Genomic DNA, 17,285 nt, shown 5'->3' on the forward strand with positions numbered 1-17,285 from the left:
TCTTAATTTAATACTACAGGAGTATATCAATGCAAAATATAATCAAAATAGTTTTAGGAATTTTTCTTACATTTACTTTTTTAAATGCTGAACTTTTAGAGCAAAATGGTGAAAAAGATGGCTTTAATGTAAAACTTACTTCAACAAAAGCTTTAGTTGCTGGAAGTAATGAATTTTTAGTTGAATTATCAAAAGATTCAAAAGTTGTTGAAACTGCTAAAGTAAAAGCAAAGTTCTTTATGCCTGAAATGCCAGGAATGCCTTATATGGAATCAGAAGATAATGCTACTTTAGTTAATGGAGTTTATAAAATGAATATAAATCTTCCAATGAGTGGAACTTGGCAATATCAACTAAAGTTTAAAACAGATGACGGAGTTGTTCATACTATTAAAGGTAGTGTGAATTTATAATGTTAAGAATATTACTAAGCTCATTTCTTGCTAGTTCACTATTGAGTGCTGTAACAATAGATGAGCTAGTAAAAAATAGTTTTGAAAAAAACTATGATTTAAAAAGTTTAAATAAATCAATAAACGTAGCAAATGAACAAATAAAAGTTTCTAAGAATTGGGAAAATCCAATGCTTGCTTTTAAAGTAAATAACATTGGATTAAATAAACCATTATCAAATCAAAAAGAGTATGGAGTTGAACTTTCACAAGTTATTCCTATTGGAAGAACTCTTGATATTGAAGAAAATATTGCTAAAAAAGATAGAAATATAAAACTGTTTGACTTAGAAGATAAAAAACTTGAACTTGAATCAAAAATATATGAATATTCGTACAATATTTTGATTTTAGAAAAACGATATAAACTAATAGAAAACTATTTAAAAAATATAGAAAAACTTGAAGAGTTATATAGCTCTTTATATAAATATCAAAAAGCCTCTTTAAATGAAGTTTTAAATACAAAAGTATCATATTTAGATTTGAAACTTGAACTTGATAATTTAAAAACAATGATAGATAATTTGTATCTAAATTTAGAATTAATAAGTTATGAAAAAGTTCAAACAATAGATGAAAATATCGATATAAAAGAGATAAATAAAGCTTTTATAAATCAAGAACTTATTATCACTCATCCAAAAGTAAAAACTTTAGAAGAAGATAGCTCAAAATACAAAGAAATGGCAAGTTTAGAAGAAGCGAAGAAGTATTCAAATGTAACTTTGAGTGTGGAATATATGCAAAATGCTGAACAAGATTATGGAAATGTAACGGTAGGAATACCACTTCCTTTATATAAAACTGAAAATATAAATGCTTTAAAGGCAAAACTAAATTCAAATGAAACAAACGATAAATTGGATAGTTTTATACATAATTTATCTTTGCAAACAAATATTTATTTAAACAATCTAAATCAAAGTGCTAGAAATTACAGACTCATCCAAAAAGAGATAATTCCACTAAAACAAAAAATCCAAACAAATATAGAAAATTACAATAGCTTCGAGCTGGTAAAACCAGAAGAAAGCATAAATAATCTAAATGAATTAATTACCTATGAAACAAAAGCTTTAGATGAAGCATTAAAATATTATGAGAGTTATTCACAACTTATCTACTTTACAAATAAAGGTTTAAAATGATTAAAATATTGATATTAAGTACCCTACTTTTTAGTGGTTTTTTACAAGCGGAGATTTTAGATGCAAAACAGTTATTTAATAAAAAGATTACAAAAGTAGTAAAAGAAGAAGTATCTATAAATAAAAGTTTTTATGGAGTTACAAAAATAGATGAATCATCTTTAGTTGATATTACAAGTAGATTTGATGGTTATATTACAAAACTAAATGCAAATAAAAAATATATGACTATAAAAAAAGGTGAACCTTTATATTCTGTATATTCTCAAGAACTTTTAAGTATTCAAAATGAACTGCAAGTAGCTAAGAATTTTAATCAAAATATCTATCAAAGTACTTTTTCAAGACTTGATAATTTAGATATTTCAAAAGGTGAACAACAAAAAATAAAAGATGGAAAAATGAATTCAAATGGTTTAGTGGTGACTTCTCCAATAAATGGAATATTGTTGGAAAAAAACATAAATCAATCAAGTGCTATAACTAAAGGAAATTTGCTTTTACAAATGGCTAGTTTAGACAGAATCTGGTTTGTAGCTTCTGTTTATCAAAGTGATTTAGAGTTTATAAAAAAAGATAATATGGCACTTATAACTATAGATGGAATAAATCAAAAATTAAATTCAAAGGTTGATTTTGTCTACCCTATTTTTGATGAAAAAACTAAAACAGTTGATGTGAGATTTATTCTTGAAAATGAGGATTTAAAATTGGTTCCAAGTATGTTTGGGAAAGTTGATATAAATGTAAAAAAAGACCTTATGTTAACTCTTCCAAAAACAGCAGTTCTAAAAAAAGCAGATAAATTTTATGTTTTCAAACCTTTAGAAAATGGTGAATTTGAACCTATAAAAATAGAAGCAAAAAGAATATCTTCAAATAAATATGAAATATTAAGTGGATTAAATGAAAATGATGAGGTTATAAATAACGCCCTATTCCTACTTGATTCAGATGCAGTTACAAATGCACTTTATGAATCAGATAAAGAGGATTGGTAATTATGGTAGAGAGTATAATTTCATATAGTATAAGAAATAAATTTCTAGTACTTTTTTCAATTCTAATTTTAACTGTTGCTTCATTTTGGGCTGTTAAAAATACAAATTTAGACGCCCTACCTGACTTATCACCTCCACAAGTAATCATACAAGTTGAATGGAGTGGACAAAGTCCAAAAACAATAGAAGAACAAATCTCTTATCCTTTAATCTCAAATTTGATGAGTTTGCCAAATATACAAACAGTTCGAGCGATGACTTCATTTTCAACAGCAATGATTTATATAATATTTAAAGACGGAACTGATATTTATGATTCAAGAAGTAGAGTTTTAGAGCAACTTTCAACTTTACAAGGAACATTTCCAACAGGTGCAACTGTTCAACTTGGACCTGATGCCACAGGTGTTGGTTGGGCATATGAATATGCTTTAAAATCAAATACAAAAAGTTTAGATGAGTTACGAACTTTACAAGATTATTATTTTAAATATGCACTTTTAGGTGTTGATGGAGTTAGTGAAATAGCCTCAATTGGTGGGTATGTAAAAAACTATGAAATTACACTAAATCAGGATAAATTAGTTCAATATGATTTAAATATAAATGAAATAAAAGATATTATCCAAGCAAACAATAGTGATATAGGTGGAAGAATCATTTTAGAAAATGGTTATGAACATATAATCACAGCTCGAGGTTACTTAAAATCTCTAAGTGATATTGAAAATATTACTATTAAAACTTCAAATAATATTCCACTAAAAATAAAAGATATAGCTGAGGTTAATATTACTTCAAGTGCAAGACGTGGTATGGTTGATTTAAATGGTCAAGGTGAGACGATTGGAGGTATTGTAATAGTTCGACATGGAGAAAATCCTTATGCTGTTATAAAGGCTGTAAAAGAGAAATTAGCCACATTAAAAGTTCCCGATGTGGAAGTAGTTGAAGTTTATGATAGAAGTTCTCTTATAGATAAAGCAATTGATACTTTAAAAAATACTTTGATTGAAGAGTCTATTATTGTAGCAATTATTGCAACACTATTTTTATTTCATTTTAGATCTGCTTTGATTATTATCATTACTTTACCAATTACAGTGCTTATTAGTTTTTTACTTATGAAAGCTTTTGGAATTGGCTCAAATATTATGAGTTTAGGAGGAATCGCAATAGCAATTGGAGCAATGGTTGATGCCACAATTGTAATGGTTGAAAATGCCCACAAATATCTGCAAGGAAAAGAGAATATTTCAAATGAAGAAAGAGTTGAAATAATCATAAAATCAGCAAAACAAGTAGGTCGTCCAATATTTTTTGCTTTAGTTTTAGTGGTAGTTTCATTTTTCCCTATTTTTGTTTTGACTGGTCAAGAAGGAAGGCTTTTTACACCTTTAGCATTTACTAAATCTTTTGCCATGATGACGGGAGCAATTTTATCTATTACCCTAGTTCCAATTTTAATGATTTTTTTAATTCGTGGAAAAATCATGGCTGAAGATAAAAATATTTTAAATAGATTTTTTATAAATCTTTATTCGCCACTTTTAAAAATGGCTTTAAAATTAAGGTATTTAATAGTTGTTATTTATATTGGAATAATTATTTTCGCATTTAGTGTTTATCAAAAACAAAATTGGGAATTTATGCCAATGATGAATGAACAAACTTTTATGTATATGCCAGTAACTCCTTATGGAATAAGTATTGATATGGCAAAAGAGTTAGCACAAAAAACAGATTTAATTATAAAATCATTTCCTGAAGTACAAACAGCTTTTGCAAAAGTTGGACGAGCTTTAAGTGCCACAGATCCAGCACCACTTGCTATGATTGAAACAATTATTACTTTCAAACCAGAATCACAATGGCGAGAAGGGATGACTTATAAAAAGCTCATGGAAGAGATGAATGAAAAACTTCAAGTACATGGACTTATAAACTCATGGACATACCCAATTAGAGGGCGAATTGATATGCTTTTAACTGGTATTAGAACACCTCTTGGAATAAAACTTTATGGAAATGACCATAAAATCTTAGAAGAAACAGCAAAACAAATAGAGCAAAAATTAAGAAGTTATGAGGGAACTTTATCTGTATCTTCTGATAAGGTAAATTCAGGATATTATTTAAATATTCAAATAAATGATGAAATGATTTCAAGATATGGAATAAGTAAAAACGATATTTTAGAAACAATAGATTTAGGAGTTGGTGGAACTCAAATCTCAACTTTTTTGGATAAGTTAGAGAGATACCCAATAACTTTAAGATTTGAAGCAAATCAAAGGGAAGATTTAACAACACTAGAAAATCTTCAAATCAAAACAAATTTAGGTTTTCAACCTTTACGATTATTTGCAAATCTAAAATATGAAGAAGGACCATCTGTTATCTCTTCTGAAAAAGCTTTAAATGTAAGTTTTGTTTATATAACGCCAAAAGAGAGTGTTTCAACAAAACAATATAAAGATGAAGCAAATGAATTATTAAAAGAAATAGAGTTACCAAGTGGTTACTATTTTGAGTGGTCAGGACAAAGTGAATATTTGGAATCAGCTATGGAAAAATTGACTTATATTATTCCTTTAACTTTTATAATTATATTTGTGTTGATATATTTAGCTTTAAAAAATATGACTTATACTTTGATTATATTTTTTACTTTACCTTTTGCATTAAGTGGTGGAATAATATATTTAGATTATCTAGATTTTAATATTTCAATTGCTGTAATAGTTGGTTTCTTAGCACTTTTAGGAGTTGCAGCTGAAACTTCTATTGTTATGCTTGTGTATTTAAATGAAGCAATGATTGAGTTAAAACAAAGTTGTTTAAATATAACAAAAGATGAAATAGCAAAAGCTATCTATAAAGGTGCAGTTTTGAGACTTCGTCCAAAACTAATGACTCTTTTTACTATTTTAGGAGGATTAATCCCTATAATGTATATTCATGGAGTTGGAAGTGAAGTAATGCAAAGAATTGCAGCTCCGATGATTGGTGGAATGGTTACTTCAACATTTCTCACACTTATTATAATTCCAGCAATTTTTTATATAATTAGTATTAGAAACAATGATTCTACACATTAATTAAACAAAAAGAATATAGAATGTAGTAATTTAAAAAAAGGATAGAAGATGAGATTTATAACAAAAATTACAAGTGCTTTAATATTGAGTTTTGGTTTAGCAAATGCTGCTTCTTATAGTGTTGATAATGCCCATACGAACGTAGGATTTTCAGTAAAACACATGATGATTACAAATGTAAAGGGTGATTTCAAAACTTATGATGCACAAATTGATTTTGATGAAGCTACGAAAAGTTTTAAAACATTTAGTGCAAATGTAAATACAGCTTCTATTGATACAGGTATTGAAAAAAGAGATGAACATTTAAGAAGTGATGATTTTTTTGCTTCAGAAAAATTTCCAAAGATGACTTTTGTTATGAAATCTTATGAATCAGATGGTAATGAAGGAAAAATGAAAGGGGATTTAACAATCAGAGGTATTACTAAACCAGTTACTTTTGAAGTTGATGATATTGCTAGTGTAAAAGATTTTCAAGGTATTAAAAGAGTTGGTTTTTCTTTAAAAGGTAAAATTAATAGAATGGATTATGATTTAAAATGGAATAAAGCTCTTGAGTTAGGTGGCGTTGCTGTAGCTGAAGAAGTGAAAATCATAGTTGATGTTGAAGCTGTACAAAAATAGTATAATTAAATAAATATAAATAAGGAAACAATATGAAAATGAGATTATCAGGATTATTATTAGGATTTTTACTTGCAACTACATTATCATTTGCAGCAGAAGGTTCATGCGGAGCTGGAAAATGTGGTGCTGAAATGAAAAAAGAGATGAAAGGTTCATGCGGAGCTGGAAAATGTGGTGCTGAAATGAAAAAAGAGATGAAAGGTTCATGCGGAGCTGGAAAATGTGGTGCCGAAATGAAAAAAGAAATGAATGATGGAATGAAAGACACTAAAAAAGAGATGAAAGACCAAATGAAAGGTTCATGCGGAGCTGGGAAATGTGGTTCTAAGTAACCACTTATAAGAGGTCTTTTAAGACTTCTTATAAACTCTTATTTAAAATCTCTTTTAATAATCTATTTGTATAAAAATAAGTAAAAATTGCCGCACTATAAATCATAAATAAAATTCCAAACCATAAATAAATAAAATCAAGTTCAAAATACTTTACAATAAAATAAGCAATTATTAATTTTGCAAAAATCTGTCTATATAACCCAATATATAAAAGCATTTTGGGTCTTTTTATGGCTTGAAGTGTTGAAACACAAACAAATAAAATTACATAAGCATAAAATATCCAAATTTCAATGAGTAAATAACTCACTCCAAAATCTACAACTATTGGATTAGAATCAAAAAATGAAATGATAAATCGTCCTAAAAGGGTTAAAGAGATTATTCCAATTGTTGAAATAATAAACCCATATTTAATTGAAACTTTTAAAGTCTCAATTACCCTATCATACTTTTTAGCACCATAATTGTTTGATACAAGAGCAAGAACAGCAGTGCTTAGTCCAAGGGCTGGTAAAAGCATTAGTTGTTCAACTCTATACCCTATTCCATATCCTGCAACGGCATACATTCCATAATGTGATACAAAATAAGTAAGAATCAATGAACCAATAGCCATTGTGAGCATATTTAAACTTGATGGATTTCCTTGAATTAAAAATTGTTTATAAACTCTGATATTTGGAATAAAATATTCTAGTTTTTCAAAATGAATAAGTTTTGTTTGTAAAACTTTGTAAAATAGATAAAACATATTTATTATTTGAATCAAAACCGTAGCAAATGCAATTCCTTTTATTCCCATCGCAGGAATAAATAAAAATCCATACATTAACAGAGGATTTAAAGCTAAGTTGGCAAAAAAGCCAAATATCAAACTATTTCTATAAGTTTTTGTATCTCCTGTTGCCACTAAAATAGAGTTTAGGGAAAAGTTAAACATAAAAAATACAGCACCAAATAAAATAGGATTTATATAATCAAGTGAAAGTTGTAAATACTCTTCTTTTGCTCCTAAAAGCATAAAAAGAGCTGGTGCAAAAAAATATCCAATAATACTTAATAGAAGTCCAATAATAGGAACAAAAATCAAACCTTTGTGAGCATAAATAGAAGCTAATTTATATCTTTTTTTACCAAGAGCATTTCCAAGAAGGGCTGTAATTGCTGAACTAAAACCATATCCAAAACCAATAATTAAGAAAAATATCATAAAAGATAAAGTTAATGCTGATATTGCTTGTGTTGAAATGAGTCCAGCATAAAATGTATCAACAACATTGTACATGGTGTTAAAAAACATTCCCATACTTGCAGGAATTGCTAATTGTTTTATTAGTGAGGGAATATTTTGTGTGGTTAGGTTTTCTGAGTTTGTTTTCAAATTTTTAAGAATAGAAGAACTATTCTTCTATTCTTATCATGGCAGGTTTACTTAAAATTACCCCTGAGTTTTCAAGTTCAGTTATTGCTTTTACAATATCTTTTTCAATAGAGATATGTGTAGTTAAAAGTAAATTTGCACTTCCATTTTTTAATGGTTTTTGTAACATTGCTTCAATAGAGATTGAGTTATCTCCTAAAATAGTTGCTATTTTTGCTAAAGTTCCTGATTTATCAGCAACTTCAAGTCTTAAATAATATTTTGTTTGGATATTATCTTTTGACATTAACGTGATTTTTTCACCCGGTTGATTTTCAAAACCAAGCATTGGTGAACCTTTTCCACGTCTTGCTATATCAATAATATTTGCAATAACAGCAGATGCTGTGGCATCACCACCAGCTCCTGCTCCATAAAACATAGTTTCACCAACTTTATCTCCAACAACAGAGATTCCATTCATAACACCATCAACTTTTGCAATCATTTTATCTTGAGGAATTAAAACGGGATGAACTCTTAATTCAACTTCGTTTCCTACTTTTTTTGCAATTCCTAAAAGTTTAATTGAATATTCAAACTCTTTTGCAAATTCTATATCTGCATTTGAAATATTTTGAATACCTTCTATTAAAATATCTTCAGGTTTTACATCAATTCCATAAGCAATTGAACCTAAAATTAAAAGTTTATGTGCAGCATCAAATCCACCAACATCAAAAGTAGGATCAGATTCAGCATAACCTAAATCTTGAGCTTCTTTTAAAATAGCATCATAACTTACACCATCATTTATCATACGAGTAAGCATATAATTACAAGTTCCATTCATAATACCTTGAATAGATTTGATATGATTTGCACTTAATCCATCTCTTAGGGCATTAATAATTGGAATTCCACCAGCAACTGCTGCTTCAAACTCAAATGGAATATCACCAGCTAATTCTTGAAGTTCATATCTATGATATGCTAATAAAGCTTTATTAGCTGTAACCACAGCTTTCCCTTTTAATAAAGCTTTTCTAACAATTTCATTTGGTTTATCAATTCCACCCATTAGTTCAACTACAACATCAATTGAATCATCATTTAAAACATCATCAATATTATCTGTTAATTTAATATCAACATCTCTCATTTTATGTAAGTTTGAAACTACTCCAAGGGTTACTACAATCTCTTTACCAGCACGTGCTGCTATAATATTTTTATTATCTCTTAAAATATTAGCAACACTAGCTCCAACTGTACCAACTCCGATAATTCCAACTCTTAACATGAATAATTCCTATTTCTCTAATGATTTTAAATATTTCTTTATATTTTTTGCTGCTTGTCTAATTCTTTTTTCATTTTCAATTAGAGCAATTCTTACATATTGGTCACCATAATTTCCAAAACCAATTCCAGGACTTACGGCAACTTGTGCTTGTGTTAATAGCTGTTTTGAAAATTCCATACTTCCCAAATGTGCTGCAACTTCTGGAATTTTTGCCCAAATAAACATTGATGCATCTGGTTTATTCATTTTCCATCCAGCTTCTGCAAACACTTCAAGCATTAAATCTCTTCTTTTTCTATATTTCTCAACATGTTCAGCAACACATTCTTGTGGTCCATCAAGTGCTACAGTAGCAGCAATTTGAATTGGAGTAAACATTCCATAATCTAGCCATGATTTTATTCTTTTTAAAGCACCAATTAATCTTTCATTTCCTACGATACAACCAACTCTCCATCCAGCCATATTATATGATTTTGATAGAGTGAAACATTCAACTGCAACATCAAGTGCACCCTCTGCTTGGAAAATAGAAGGAGTTTTATATCCATCAAATGTGATGTCAGCATAAGCAATATCAGAGATTACATAAAATCTTTCTCTTTTTGCCATTGCTACTAATTTTGTGTAAAACTCAGGTGTAACTGTCGCACATGTAGGATTATGAGGGAAGTTTACAACTACAAATTTTACTTTTGGAATTGATTCATCAATTGTTTTTTGTAATCTTTGAAAGAAAAGATCTTCATCAACTTTAAATGCATCATCAAATACAAGTTCAAATTTATGAACAGCAGCACCATTTAACATAAATGCATATGAGTGAATAGGATATGTAGGATCTGGAACGACAGCTACGTCACCCACATTTACTATTGCTTGAACTAAGTGAACATATCCTTCTTTTGAACCCATTGTTGCACATACGTGTTTATTTGGGTCTAAAAAATCAACATCATATTTTCTTTTATACCAGTTAGAAATAGCAAGTCTTAATTTAAAAATACCCGCACTTGCACTATAACCATGATTTTTTGGTTTTGCAGCAGCTTCAATTAATTTATCTGTAATATGTTGTGGTGCTGGACCATCAGGATTCCCCATAGAGAAGTCAATTACATCTTCCCCTGCTCGTCTAGCTTCCATCTTGATATTATTAACTTCTGCAAACACATAGTTTGGAAGTCTTTTCATTCTCTCAAATTCGATTTCTGGAAACACAATTTACTCCTTAGTAATGTTAATTCCTTGCTTCATATTAGCAAGAGTATATAAATCGTCAATTTTAATATATTTTGTATTGTTAGGCACTTCAAGTCTTAAACTTTTATGCAAACTGTTTTCTTCATAAATTCCAATTATATTTAAAGCTTCATCATAAAAAACCACATTTGGATACCAAATATTACCACTTGATGATTTTATTGTAATAACTTTTGTATTTGATACTTTAATCATATACGGTTTAAGTGGTTTTTTTAAAGATAATTCTTTATTATTTATTAAATCTTCTGCTCTATAAACTGAAGAATCACTCGTATCTATCGAATAATTCCAATTATAGTCACCCTCTCTTTTGATATCAACAATTCTACAATTTATTGATTGTAATTCTTGAGATAATCTGAGAGGGCTTATGGCGGCTGCAGTTTTTATTTGAATAGTCCATTTTAAATTATTATTAACGACAATTTCTTCTTGTACAATGAAATTATGTTGTCCTAAAGCTCTTAAAATATCACCAAGATTTTTTGATGATTTTTTTGGATATTTATTAACATTAAATGTAATACTAATATTTTGAGTTGATGGGAGATTTAGCTTTAACACACCATTATTTGACAATTCTTGAATAATTTTTGTGTAGTCAATCTGATTATTTGTATAAAAGTTAGCTTCATTGCTAAAAATATGGTTAATTAGATTTTTGTGAGTGTTATAATCACTATTTCCTAATAAATCTTTTACTTTCATATCTAAGTTTGCACTTAACAATACACTTAATGTAATTATTAAAATCAGTTTTCTTATCACGGTTTTTTCTTCTTTTATCTTTTAAGATTATAAATCAAAATCCCAGCAGCAACAGAAACATTTAATGAATCAAATTCATGTTCCATAGCAATTGATACTTTTAAGTCAAGTTTTTTAGCAACTTTTGGAGAAATCCCAGTTCCTTCACTTCCTAAAAATAGGGCAACTTTATCAGTTTTTTCAATTTTCCCATATTTCTTTAAATCAATTCCATCTGTTGTTGCACCAATTAATGTGAAACCACAATCAATTAATTCACTTGCTAAATCAGCTGATCTTGGATGAACCAAAAATGGTAAATCAAGTAATGCCCCAGAACTTGTTCTTAGAATTCCAGAATCATTTACAGTTTTAATATCAGCAGCAATTAATCCTTCAATTCCTAAAGAATAAGCAGTTCTAGCAATCGCACCAATATTTCCAACATCAGTAACACCATCAAGAACTAAAATGAAATTCATTTTTTTGAACTCTTTTATGTCTGTGTATTCAACATGTGTTAGTTTTAAAAAGAAACCTTGATGGTTTCCACCTTTTGCTAATGCTTGAGCTTTTTGATTATCCAATTTGTGGATTTTTTTGTCAAGTTTTGCAAATCTTGTAAAAAGTTTTTTATCAATCTCTTTTGAAAGAAAAATTTCTTCTATTAACTGCGGGTGTTTTTCAAGTACATAAAGTACGATTTGTTTTCCATATATTATCATTGGGAGATTCTATCTAAAAATTGTTGATAAACCTCTTTTATTGATTGTCCAGTCATTTTAGCTATTAATTTAGCTTTTATTTTTGGAGCAATATCTAAAGAAATAATATCATCTAAATCAAGGTTAAAACCAACTGTTTCTTTTGGTTCAACAATTACGACCCATTCACCTCTAATATTCATATCTTTAAACTCATTAAATAAATTTAAAGCTGAATTCTTAAAAGTTTTTTGGTGAAGTTTACTTATCTCTTTTGCTAAAAATATTGTTCTATTGGCATCTTTTATACTTAATTCTTCAAGTAGTTTTAGAAGTCTATGTGGTGATTCATAAAGAATTGCTAATTTATCATCATTTAAAACATCATTTAATTTTGATGCCCTACTTACTCCTTTATGGTCTAAAAATCCATAAAATGAAAAAGTTGTGTGAGGAAATCCGCTCATTGCATAAGCAGTTAAAATAGCATTTGCACCAGGCAAAACATCATAAGCAATATCATTTTTTATGCAATAATCAACTAGAGTAGCCCCAGGATCACTAACGCAAGGCATTCCTGCATCACTTACATAAACAACATTTTTAGTAAAAGTGTCTTTGTCTAAAGTTTGTAAAATATGATTTTCGTTATGAGAATGGAAAGATTTATATTCTTTGTTTGAAAAGTCTAGGTTATTTTTTTCACCTAAAAGATTTAGAAGTTTTTTTGTTACTCTTGTATCTTCACAAAAAATAAGTTCCGCTTCCTCAAGGACTCTTAAAGACCTTTTTGAAATATCTTCAAGATTTCCTATTGGAGTTGGAACTAAGCACAACATAATATTGTACTATTTAGCCATGTTATATTTAGCTTTGAATTTCTCAACTCTACCAGCAGCATCAACAAGTTTTTGCTCACCTGTAAAGAATGGGTGACAAGATGAACAAATGTCGATTCTTAAAGACTCAACATTTGATTTTGTTTCAAATGTGTTACCACAAGCACAAGAAATTGTACAAACTTTATAATCTGGATGAATATCTTTTTTCATGCCATAATCCTTAATGTAATTAATGTTTAATAAAAGGTCAAGTCTATTGCTAGCCCTTTAAAAAACTCTTTAGGGACGGGATTATAACGAAAAATACTTAATAATATCTGAATTTAAGTTTTCTATTATATTGGATGTTTTATCTAAAAATTGACCTTTATTAAAAGTATTTTGTCTTTTTGCAAGTTTTGCCGTATTTGCAGATATTTTTTCTTCTAATTCTTGTTTAGAAAGTTTTCCATCTAAATACTCTAAAGTTTCGAGTATTCCAATAGATGCCATACAATTTGGGCTTCTTGTATATTTTTTTTCTAAAAATATAACTTCATCAATAAGCCCTGAATTTATCATAATTTTTGTTCTTTGAGAAATTCTATTTTTAAGTTCTTCTTTGTCCCAAAGAATTTCAAAAATCTTCAAATCTTTTGCTAGAGCAATTTTAGGATTTTTTTCAAAATACGAAGTAGGGCTAAGACCAGTTTGTTTATAAATAGAATAAGCTTTTTCGATTCTATATCTATCATTTTTTTCGATTTTTTGCATATATTCTTTATCTATTTCATACAATAAATCATAAGCATCTTGTTGAGGAATATCAAGTTTTATTTTTGTTTCAATGCCTTTTGATAAACCATCAATTAGGGCTTTTAGATAAAATCCAGTTCCACCAACAATGATTAGATTTTTATCGTTTTTAATAGCATAATCTTTTGCTTTTTTATAAAGTTCAATAAATTTAATTACATCAAACTCTTCATTTGGATAAACTTCATCTATTCCAAAATGAATTATATTTCTTCTTTCTTTTAAAGTAGGTTTTGCAGAAGCTATTTCAATTTCTTTATAAACACAAAGTGAATCAAGCGATAAAATAATAGAGTTTGTTTTATTTGCTATTTCTAAAGATAGGGCAGTTTTCCCTGAAGCTGTTGATCCAATTATTGCTATTTCTTTCATGATTTAACTTTTGAATTTTTACAATCTTCTAATTTTTGATTTAGTTCATTTATCTCTTTTTCTTTTTGAATTAAGATTCTTAATAGATCTGAAACATCTTTTGAACCAGAATCTTTAACTTCCATTTGTGTTTTAGAAACACAGGCACTTAATGTAAAAACTAAAAATATGGTGCTTAAAAGTAGGGTGATTTTAGACATTTGTTGCTTTCATAATTAAAATAAAATTGATTATAACTAGAAAAAGTTTAATTCTAATTTTTTAATAATATCTTAGATACAATTCTTTCCATGAATAAGCTTATACAAAAACTAAACGACTTTAACGAACTTGTTATGTTCAAACACTCTATTTTTTCACTTCCTTTTATTTTTATAGCAATGGTTGTAGCTGCAAATGGTTGGTTTGGATTTAAACTTTTAATTCTTGGAATTTTTGCTGCTTTAACAGCTAGAAATTTTGCAATGGGATTTAATAGATTTATGGATAGAGATATTGATGCTTTAAATCCAAGAACTATAAATAGACCAAATGTTGATGGACGAATCAGTGCTTCTTCAATGTTTATTTTTGTTGTTTTAAATGCTTTAGGATTTATTGCCGTTGCATATTTTGTAAACGATTTAGCATTATATTTATCAATTCCAATTTTAATAATTATTGGTTCATACTCATATTTCAAAAGATTTTCTTATTTAGCCCATGTGATTTTAGGTATTTCTTTAGGACTTGCTCCAATTGCTGGAGTTGTTGCTGTGAGTGAAACGATACCTTTTTGGTCAGTTTTATTGAGTAGTGGAGTTATGTTTTGGGTTGCTGGATTTGATTTACTTTATTCTTTACAAGATATTGAAGTTGATAAAAAATTAGGACTTCATTCTATTCCATCAAAATTTGGTGTTGAAAAAACAATGAAAATTTCAAAAATATTTCACGCTTTAACAGTGATTTTTTGGCTTTTATTTGTGATTATTTCTGAAAGTTCATATTTTGCTTATGTTGCTGTAGTTTTAAGTGCATTGATGCTTTCTTATGAACATTATTTAGTAAATAAAGATTTTAGAAAAATCGATAAAGCCTTTTTTACAGTAAATGGATATTTAGGAATAATATTTTTTGTATTGATTATATTAGACAATATTTTCTTTTAATTTATTTTTTAAGTAAGGCTGTGCTATTATTCCAGCCTTATTTCTAATAATAACAAATGCGTCTGTGGCTCAACTGGATAGAGCATCGGGTTTCGGCCCCGGCGGTTACAGGTTCGACTCCTGTCAGGCGTACCATTTTACAATCTAACTTAATCAAAAACAATCTAGATAAAGTCCATTAAATCAAACTTTAAAATAATTTATAATCTAACTTATGCTAATTAAATCTAAGAAAATTTGGGTCTCATTTTGGGTCATTTTTAGAAAAGACCTAATTTAATAAATAATTATGACCTTATTTCTATAAAAAAGGTCGTTGAAATGCCTAAGATAGAGTTATTAAAAGATATACAAATTAAAAAAACAAAACCACAAGAAAAAGAATATTTCTTAAATGATGGTGGAGAATTAAGGCTATTAGTAAAAGAAAATGGGTCAAAAATTTGGCAATTTAAATATACATTTTTAAACCAGAATGTTTATCTATTCTAAAACTTTTTAATCAATTAAGTAGCTTTTTTAAAATATATTTAACTACAATACAAAAAAATTAGGGGCTTAAATGAAAATTGTTTATATGATTATCTTCTTTTTGTTATTTTTACCTAATCAATTGTTTGCTATGCAGATTTTTGTAAAAACATTAACTGGTAAAACAATAGCTTTAGAAGTTGAAGCTAATGATACTATTGAAAATGTTAAAGCAAAAATACAAGATAAAGAAGGTATCCCTCCAGATCAGCAAAAAATAGTTTTTGCTGGAAACCAGTTGGAAGAGGGAAGAACTTTAGCAGATTATAATATACAGAAAGAATCAACTCTTCATTTGGTAATTAGACAAATTGTAGTACAACCAATAAATAAAATTACTCCTAAAACTCGACCAACACAATACGCAAATGCACAAGGTGCAGCAAAAGCATTGGATAAAATTATAGATAACATAGATAATAATCCAAAAATGGAAAGTGTAATAGCAAAATTAAATCAATTTTCGTCAAATGAAGCAGTAGCAAGTGCAGTAGAAACTACAACTCCTGTAGCAACAAATGCAACAGTTGGAGCAACAACGCAAATTTCAAATGGAATTGCAGGAATAGTAACTCAAAGACAAAATGCAAATATTTCTTCTGGTGGTATGAACTCAGGTGATGGAATGTTTAGTGAAAATAATCTTTGGATTAAACCATTTGGATCAATTGGTTCTCAAAATGATAAAGATGGTATAAATGGATTTGATTTAAAAACATATGGGTTAGGATTTGGAGCAGATACAGAATATAAAAACAACCAAAAATTAGGATTGGCATTTTTCTATACAAATGGAAATGTTGATGTAAATAATATGAATCAAAACGCAGATTTAGATGTATTTACAACATTAATATATGGAAATGTACCTGTAATAGATGATAAAACAAACTTCTTGTATCAAGCTGGATACGCTTGGCAAAAAACACAAACAGATAGAGCAGTGTTTACAGGAGATATAGCAGAATCAAAATATACAAGTAAAACAGCATCTTTAGATTTAAAATTAATGAGAGATGTGAATGTAAATAAAGATTTATTATTACAACCATTAGTAAATACAACATATAGACATTTTACAAATCCAGCATATAATGAAACTGGAGCAGATGCACTAAATTTAAATGTTGATAAATTTACATCAAGTGATTTAATTGTAGGGTTCGGAACATTAGCACATTATAAATTAACAGATGATTCAAAAATAGTTGGAAATTTAAATGTAGGATATGATTTACATGATAAAAACCAAACTGTAACTTCAGCTTATGAAGGAGCAACAGGAGTTAACTTTGGGACAGATGGAATAGATAATGGAAGATGGTCGTATGAAGCTGGAATTGGATATGAAATGGATATAAATAAAACAAATAATATCAATGTATCATATGATTACCAAGGACAAGGAAAAGATTTTAGTAATAATGTAGTTTCAGCAAAATATGTGCTGAAGTTTTAATTATTAAATTGATTGCTAACAATATTTTTTAATTTTATATAGTTTTCCAAGAATTTAGATACTTATTAAATAACTGGAA

Annotated in this window: 18 protein-coding genes and 1 tRNA gene; 10 read left to right on the forward strand and 9 right to left on the reverse strand. The window is 28.2% G+C overall.

Going from position 1 to position 17,285, the window contains the following annotated elements:
* Positions 1-29: 29 nt before the first annotated feature.
* The 6 genes from ASUIS_RS00555 to ASUIS_RS00580 are packed head-to-tail and all read left to right on the forward strand — an operon-like array spanning position 30 to position 6,667.
* Positions 30-413 (forward strand): FixH family protein, encoded by a 384-nt coding sequence (locus ASUIS_RS00555; RefSeq protein WP_118885212.1) that lies wholly within the window; start codon positions 30-32, stop codon positions 411-413.
* Positions 413-1,603: a TolC family protein gene (locus ASUIS_RS00560; RefSeq protein ID WP_118885213.1), complete on the forward strand. Its 1,191-nt coding sequence runs from the start codon at positions 413-415 to the stop codon at positions 1,601-1,603. Before ASUIS_RS00555 ends, ASUIS_RS00560 begins: the two co-directional genes overlap by 1 nt.
* A complete protein-coding gene (locus ASUIS_RS00565; RefSeq protein ID WP_118885214.1) occupies positions 1,600-2,604 on the forward strand; it encodes an efflux RND transporter periplasmic adaptor subunit in 1,005 nt (334 codons plus the stop codon). The genes ASUIS_RS00560 and ASUIS_RS00565 overlap by 4 nt, the downstream gene beginning before the upstream one ends.
* Positions 2,605-2,606: 2 nt before the next feature.
* Positions 2,607-5,705 (forward strand): efflux RND transporter permease subunit, encoded by a 3,099-nt coding sequence (locus ASUIS_RS00570; protein ID WP_118885215.1) that lies wholly within the window; start codon positions 2,607-2,609, stop codon positions 5,703-5,705.
* Positions 5,706-5,753: 48 nt separating this feature from the next.
* A complete protein-coding gene (locus ASUIS_RS00575; RefSeq protein ID WP_118885216.1) occupies positions 5,754-6,332 on the forward strand; it encodes a YceI family protein in 579 nt (192 codons plus the stop codon).
* Between the two features lie 32 nt (positions 6,333-6,364).
* Positions 6,365-6,667: an HvfA family oxazolone/thioamide-modified RiPP metallophore gene (locus ASUIS_RS00580; protein WP_118885217.1), complete on the forward strand. Its 303-nt coding sequence runs from the start codon at positions 6,365-6,367 to the stop codon at positions 6,665-6,667.
* Between the two features lie 28 nt (positions 6,668-6,695).
* On the opposite strand, the gene ASUIS_RS00585 is transcribed toward ASUIS_RS00580, so the two are convergent.
* The 9 genes from ASUIS_RS00585 to ASUIS_RS00625 all read right to left on the reverse strand — a co-directional run bounded on the left by ASUIS_RS00585 (position 6,696) and on the right by ASUIS_RS00625 (position 14,265).
* The gene (locus ASUIS_RS00585; RefSeq protein ID WP_226799944.1) at positions 6,696-8,054 is read right to left on the reverse strand and encodes an MATE family efflux transporter; all 1,359 of its coding nucleotides are present in this window, start codon (positions 8,052-8,054) and stop codon (positions 6,696-6,698) included.
* Positions 8,055-8,073: 19 nt separating this feature from the next.
* The gene (locus ASUIS_RS00590) at positions 8,074-9,336 is read right to left on the reverse strand and encodes a homoserine dehydrogenase (RefSeq protein WP_118885218.1); all 1,263 of its coding nucleotides are present in this window, start codon (positions 9,334-9,336) and stop codon (positions 8,074-8,076) included.
* Between the two features lie 9 nt (positions 9,337-9,345).
* A complete protein-coding gene (locus tag ASUIS_RS00595; RefSeq protein WP_118885219.1) occupies positions 9,346-10,560 on the reverse strand; it encodes an LL-diaminopimelate aminotransferase in 1,215 nt (404 codons plus the stop codon).
* A gap of 3 nt (positions 10,561-10,563) precedes the next feature.
* Positions 10,564-11,373 (reverse strand): hypothetical protein, encoded by an 810-nt coding sequence (locus ASUIS_RS00600; protein ID WP_118885220.1) that lies wholly within the window; start codon positions 11,371-11,373, stop codon positions 10,564-10,566.
* Between the two features lie 14 nt (positions 11,374-11,387).
* Entirely contained in the window at positions 11,388-12,077 is a 690-nt protein-coding gene (gene rlmB, locus ASUIS_RS00605; RefSeq protein WP_118885221.1) for a 23S rRNA (guanosine(2251)-2'-O)-methyltransferase RlmB, read from the reverse strand.
* On the reverse strand, positions 12,074-12,895 hold the full coding sequence (rsmI, locus tag ASUIS_RS00610) for a 16S rRNA (cytidine(1402)-2'-O)-methyltransferase (protein ID WP_118885222.1): 822 nt from the start codon (positions 12,893-12,895) through the stop codon (positions 12,074-12,076). The genes rlmB and rsmI overlap by 4 nt, the downstream gene beginning before the upstream one ends.
* Positions 12,896-12,904: 9 nt before the next feature.
* Positions 12,905-13,108, reverse strand: coding sequence for a 50S ribosomal protein L31 (gene rpmE, locus ASUIS_RS00615; RefSeq protein WP_014472884.1), 204 nt, complete (start codon positions 13,106-13,108; stop codon positions 12,905-12,907).
* A gap of 81 nt (positions 13,109-13,189) precedes the next feature.
* A complete protein-coding gene (gene miaA, locus ASUIS_RS00620) occupies positions 13,190-14,065 on the reverse strand; it encodes a tRNA (adenosine(37)-N6)-dimethylallyltransferase MiaA (RefSeq protein WP_118885223.1) in 876 nt (291 codons plus the stop codon).
* On the reverse strand, positions 14,062-14,265 hold the full coding sequence (locus ASUIS_RS00625) for a hypothetical protein (RefSeq protein WP_118885224.1): 204 nt from the start codon (positions 14,263-14,265) through the stop codon (positions 14,062-14,064). The genes miaA and ASUIS_RS00625 overlap by 4 nt, the downstream gene beginning before the upstream one ends.
* Positions 14,266-14,355: 90 nt before the next feature.
* On the opposite strand from ASUIS_RS00625, the gene mqnP reads away from it, so the two are divergent.
* The 4 genes from mqnP (at position 14,356) to ASUIS_RS00640 (ending at position 17,206) form a co-directional block, all read left to right on the forward strand.
* Positions 14,356-15,216, forward strand: coding sequence for a menaquinone biosynthesis prenyltransferase MqnP (gene mqnP, locus ASUIS_RS00630; RefSeq protein WP_118885225.1), 861 nt, complete (start codon positions 14,356-14,358; stop codon positions 15,214-15,216).
* 58 nt (positions 15,217-15,274) lie between these two features.
* Positions 15,275-15,351: transfer RNA gene (locus ASUIS_RS00635), tRNA-Arg, on the forward strand.
* 186 nt (positions 15,352-15,537) lie between these two features.
* The gene (locus tag ASUIS_RS13530; protein ID WP_153801668.1) at positions 15,538-15,708 is read left to right on the forward strand and encodes an integrase arm-type DNA-binding domain-containing protein; all 171 of its coding nucleotides are present in this window, start codon (positions 15,538-15,540) and stop codon (positions 15,706-15,708) included.
* Positions 15,709-15,778: 70 nt separating this feature from the next.
* The gene (locus ASUIS_RS00640) at positions 15,779-17,206 is read left to right on the forward strand and encodes an autotransporter domain-containing protein (protein ID WP_118885226.1); all 1,428 of its coding nucleotides are present in this window, start codon (positions 15,779-15,781) and stop codon (positions 17,204-17,206) included.
* Positions 17,207-17,285: the final 79 nt, after the last annotated feature.

It is taken from the genome of Arcobacter suis CECT 7833 (assembly GCF_003544815.1).
In the GTDB taxonomy this organism is placed as follows: domain Bacteria; phylum Campylobacterota; class Campylobacteria; order Campylobacterales; family Arcobacteraceae; genus Aliarcobacter; species Aliarcobacter suis.

What these genes read in the sequence shown, in the direction of transcription:
- ASUIS_RS00570 (WP_118885215.1), top strand. Translation starts at nt 2,607, where the DNA reads ATGGTAGAGAGTATAATTTCATATAGTATAAGAAATAAATTTCTAGTA.
- miaA (WP_118885223.1), bottom strand. Translation starts at nt 14,065, where the DNA reads ATGAAAGAAATAGCAATAATTGGATCAACAGCTTCAGGGAAAACTGCC.
- mqnP (WP_118885225.1), top strand. Translation starts at nt 14,356, where the DNA reads ATGAATAAGCTTATACAAAAACTAAACGACTTTAACGAACTTGTTATG.
- ASUIS_RS00625 (WP_118885224.1), bottom strand. Translation starts at nt 14,265, where the DNA reads ATGTCTAAAATCACCCTACTTTTAAGCACCATATTTTTAGTTTTTACA.
- rlmB (WP_118885221.1), bottom strand. Translation starts at nt 12,077, where the DNA reads ATGATAATATATGGAAAACAAATCGTACTTTATGTACTTGAAAAACAC.
- ASUIS_RS00580 (WP_118885217.1), top strand. Translation starts at nt 6,365, where the DNA reads ATGAAAATGAGATTATCAGGATTATTATTAGGATTTTTACTTGCAACT.
- ASUIS_RS00555 (WP_118885212.1), top strand. Translation starts at nt 30, where the DNA reads ATGCAAAATATAATCAAAATAGTTTTAGGAATTTTTCTTACATTTACT.
- ASUIS_RS00565 (WP_118885214.1), top strand. Translation starts at nt 1,600, where the DNA reads ATGATTAAAATATTGATATTAAGTACCCTACTTTTTAGTGGTTTTTTA.
- rsmI (WP_118885222.1), bottom strand. Translation starts at nt 12,895, where the DNA reads ATGTTGTGCTTAGTTCCAACTCCAATAGGAAATCTTGAAGATATTTCA.
- ASUIS_RS00640 (WP_118885226.1), top strand. Translation starts at nt 15,779, where the DNA reads ATGAAAATTGTTTATATGATTATCTTCTTTTTGTTATTTTTACCTAAT.
- ASUIS_RS00575 (WP_118885216.1), top strand. Translation starts at nt 5,754, where the DNA reads ATGAGATTTATAACAAAAATTACAAGTGCTTTAATATTGAGTTTTGGT.
- rpmE (WP_014472884.1), bottom strand. Translation starts at nt 13,108, where the DNA reads ATGAAAAAAGATATTCATCCAGATTATAAAGTTTGTACAATTTCTTGT.
- ASUIS_RS13530 (WP_153801668.1), top strand. Translation starts at nt 15,538, where the DNA reads ATGCCTAAGATAGAGTTATTAAAAGATATACAAATTAAAAAAACAAAA.
- ASUIS_RS00560 (WP_118885213.1), top strand. Translation starts at nt 413, where the DNA reads ATGTTAAGAATATTACTAAGCTCATTTCTTGCTAGTTCACTATTGAGT.
- ASUIS_RS00590 (WP_118885218.1), bottom strand. Translation starts at nt 9,336, where the DNA reads ATGTTAAGAGTTGGAATTATCGGAGTTGGTACAGTTGGAGCTAGTGTT.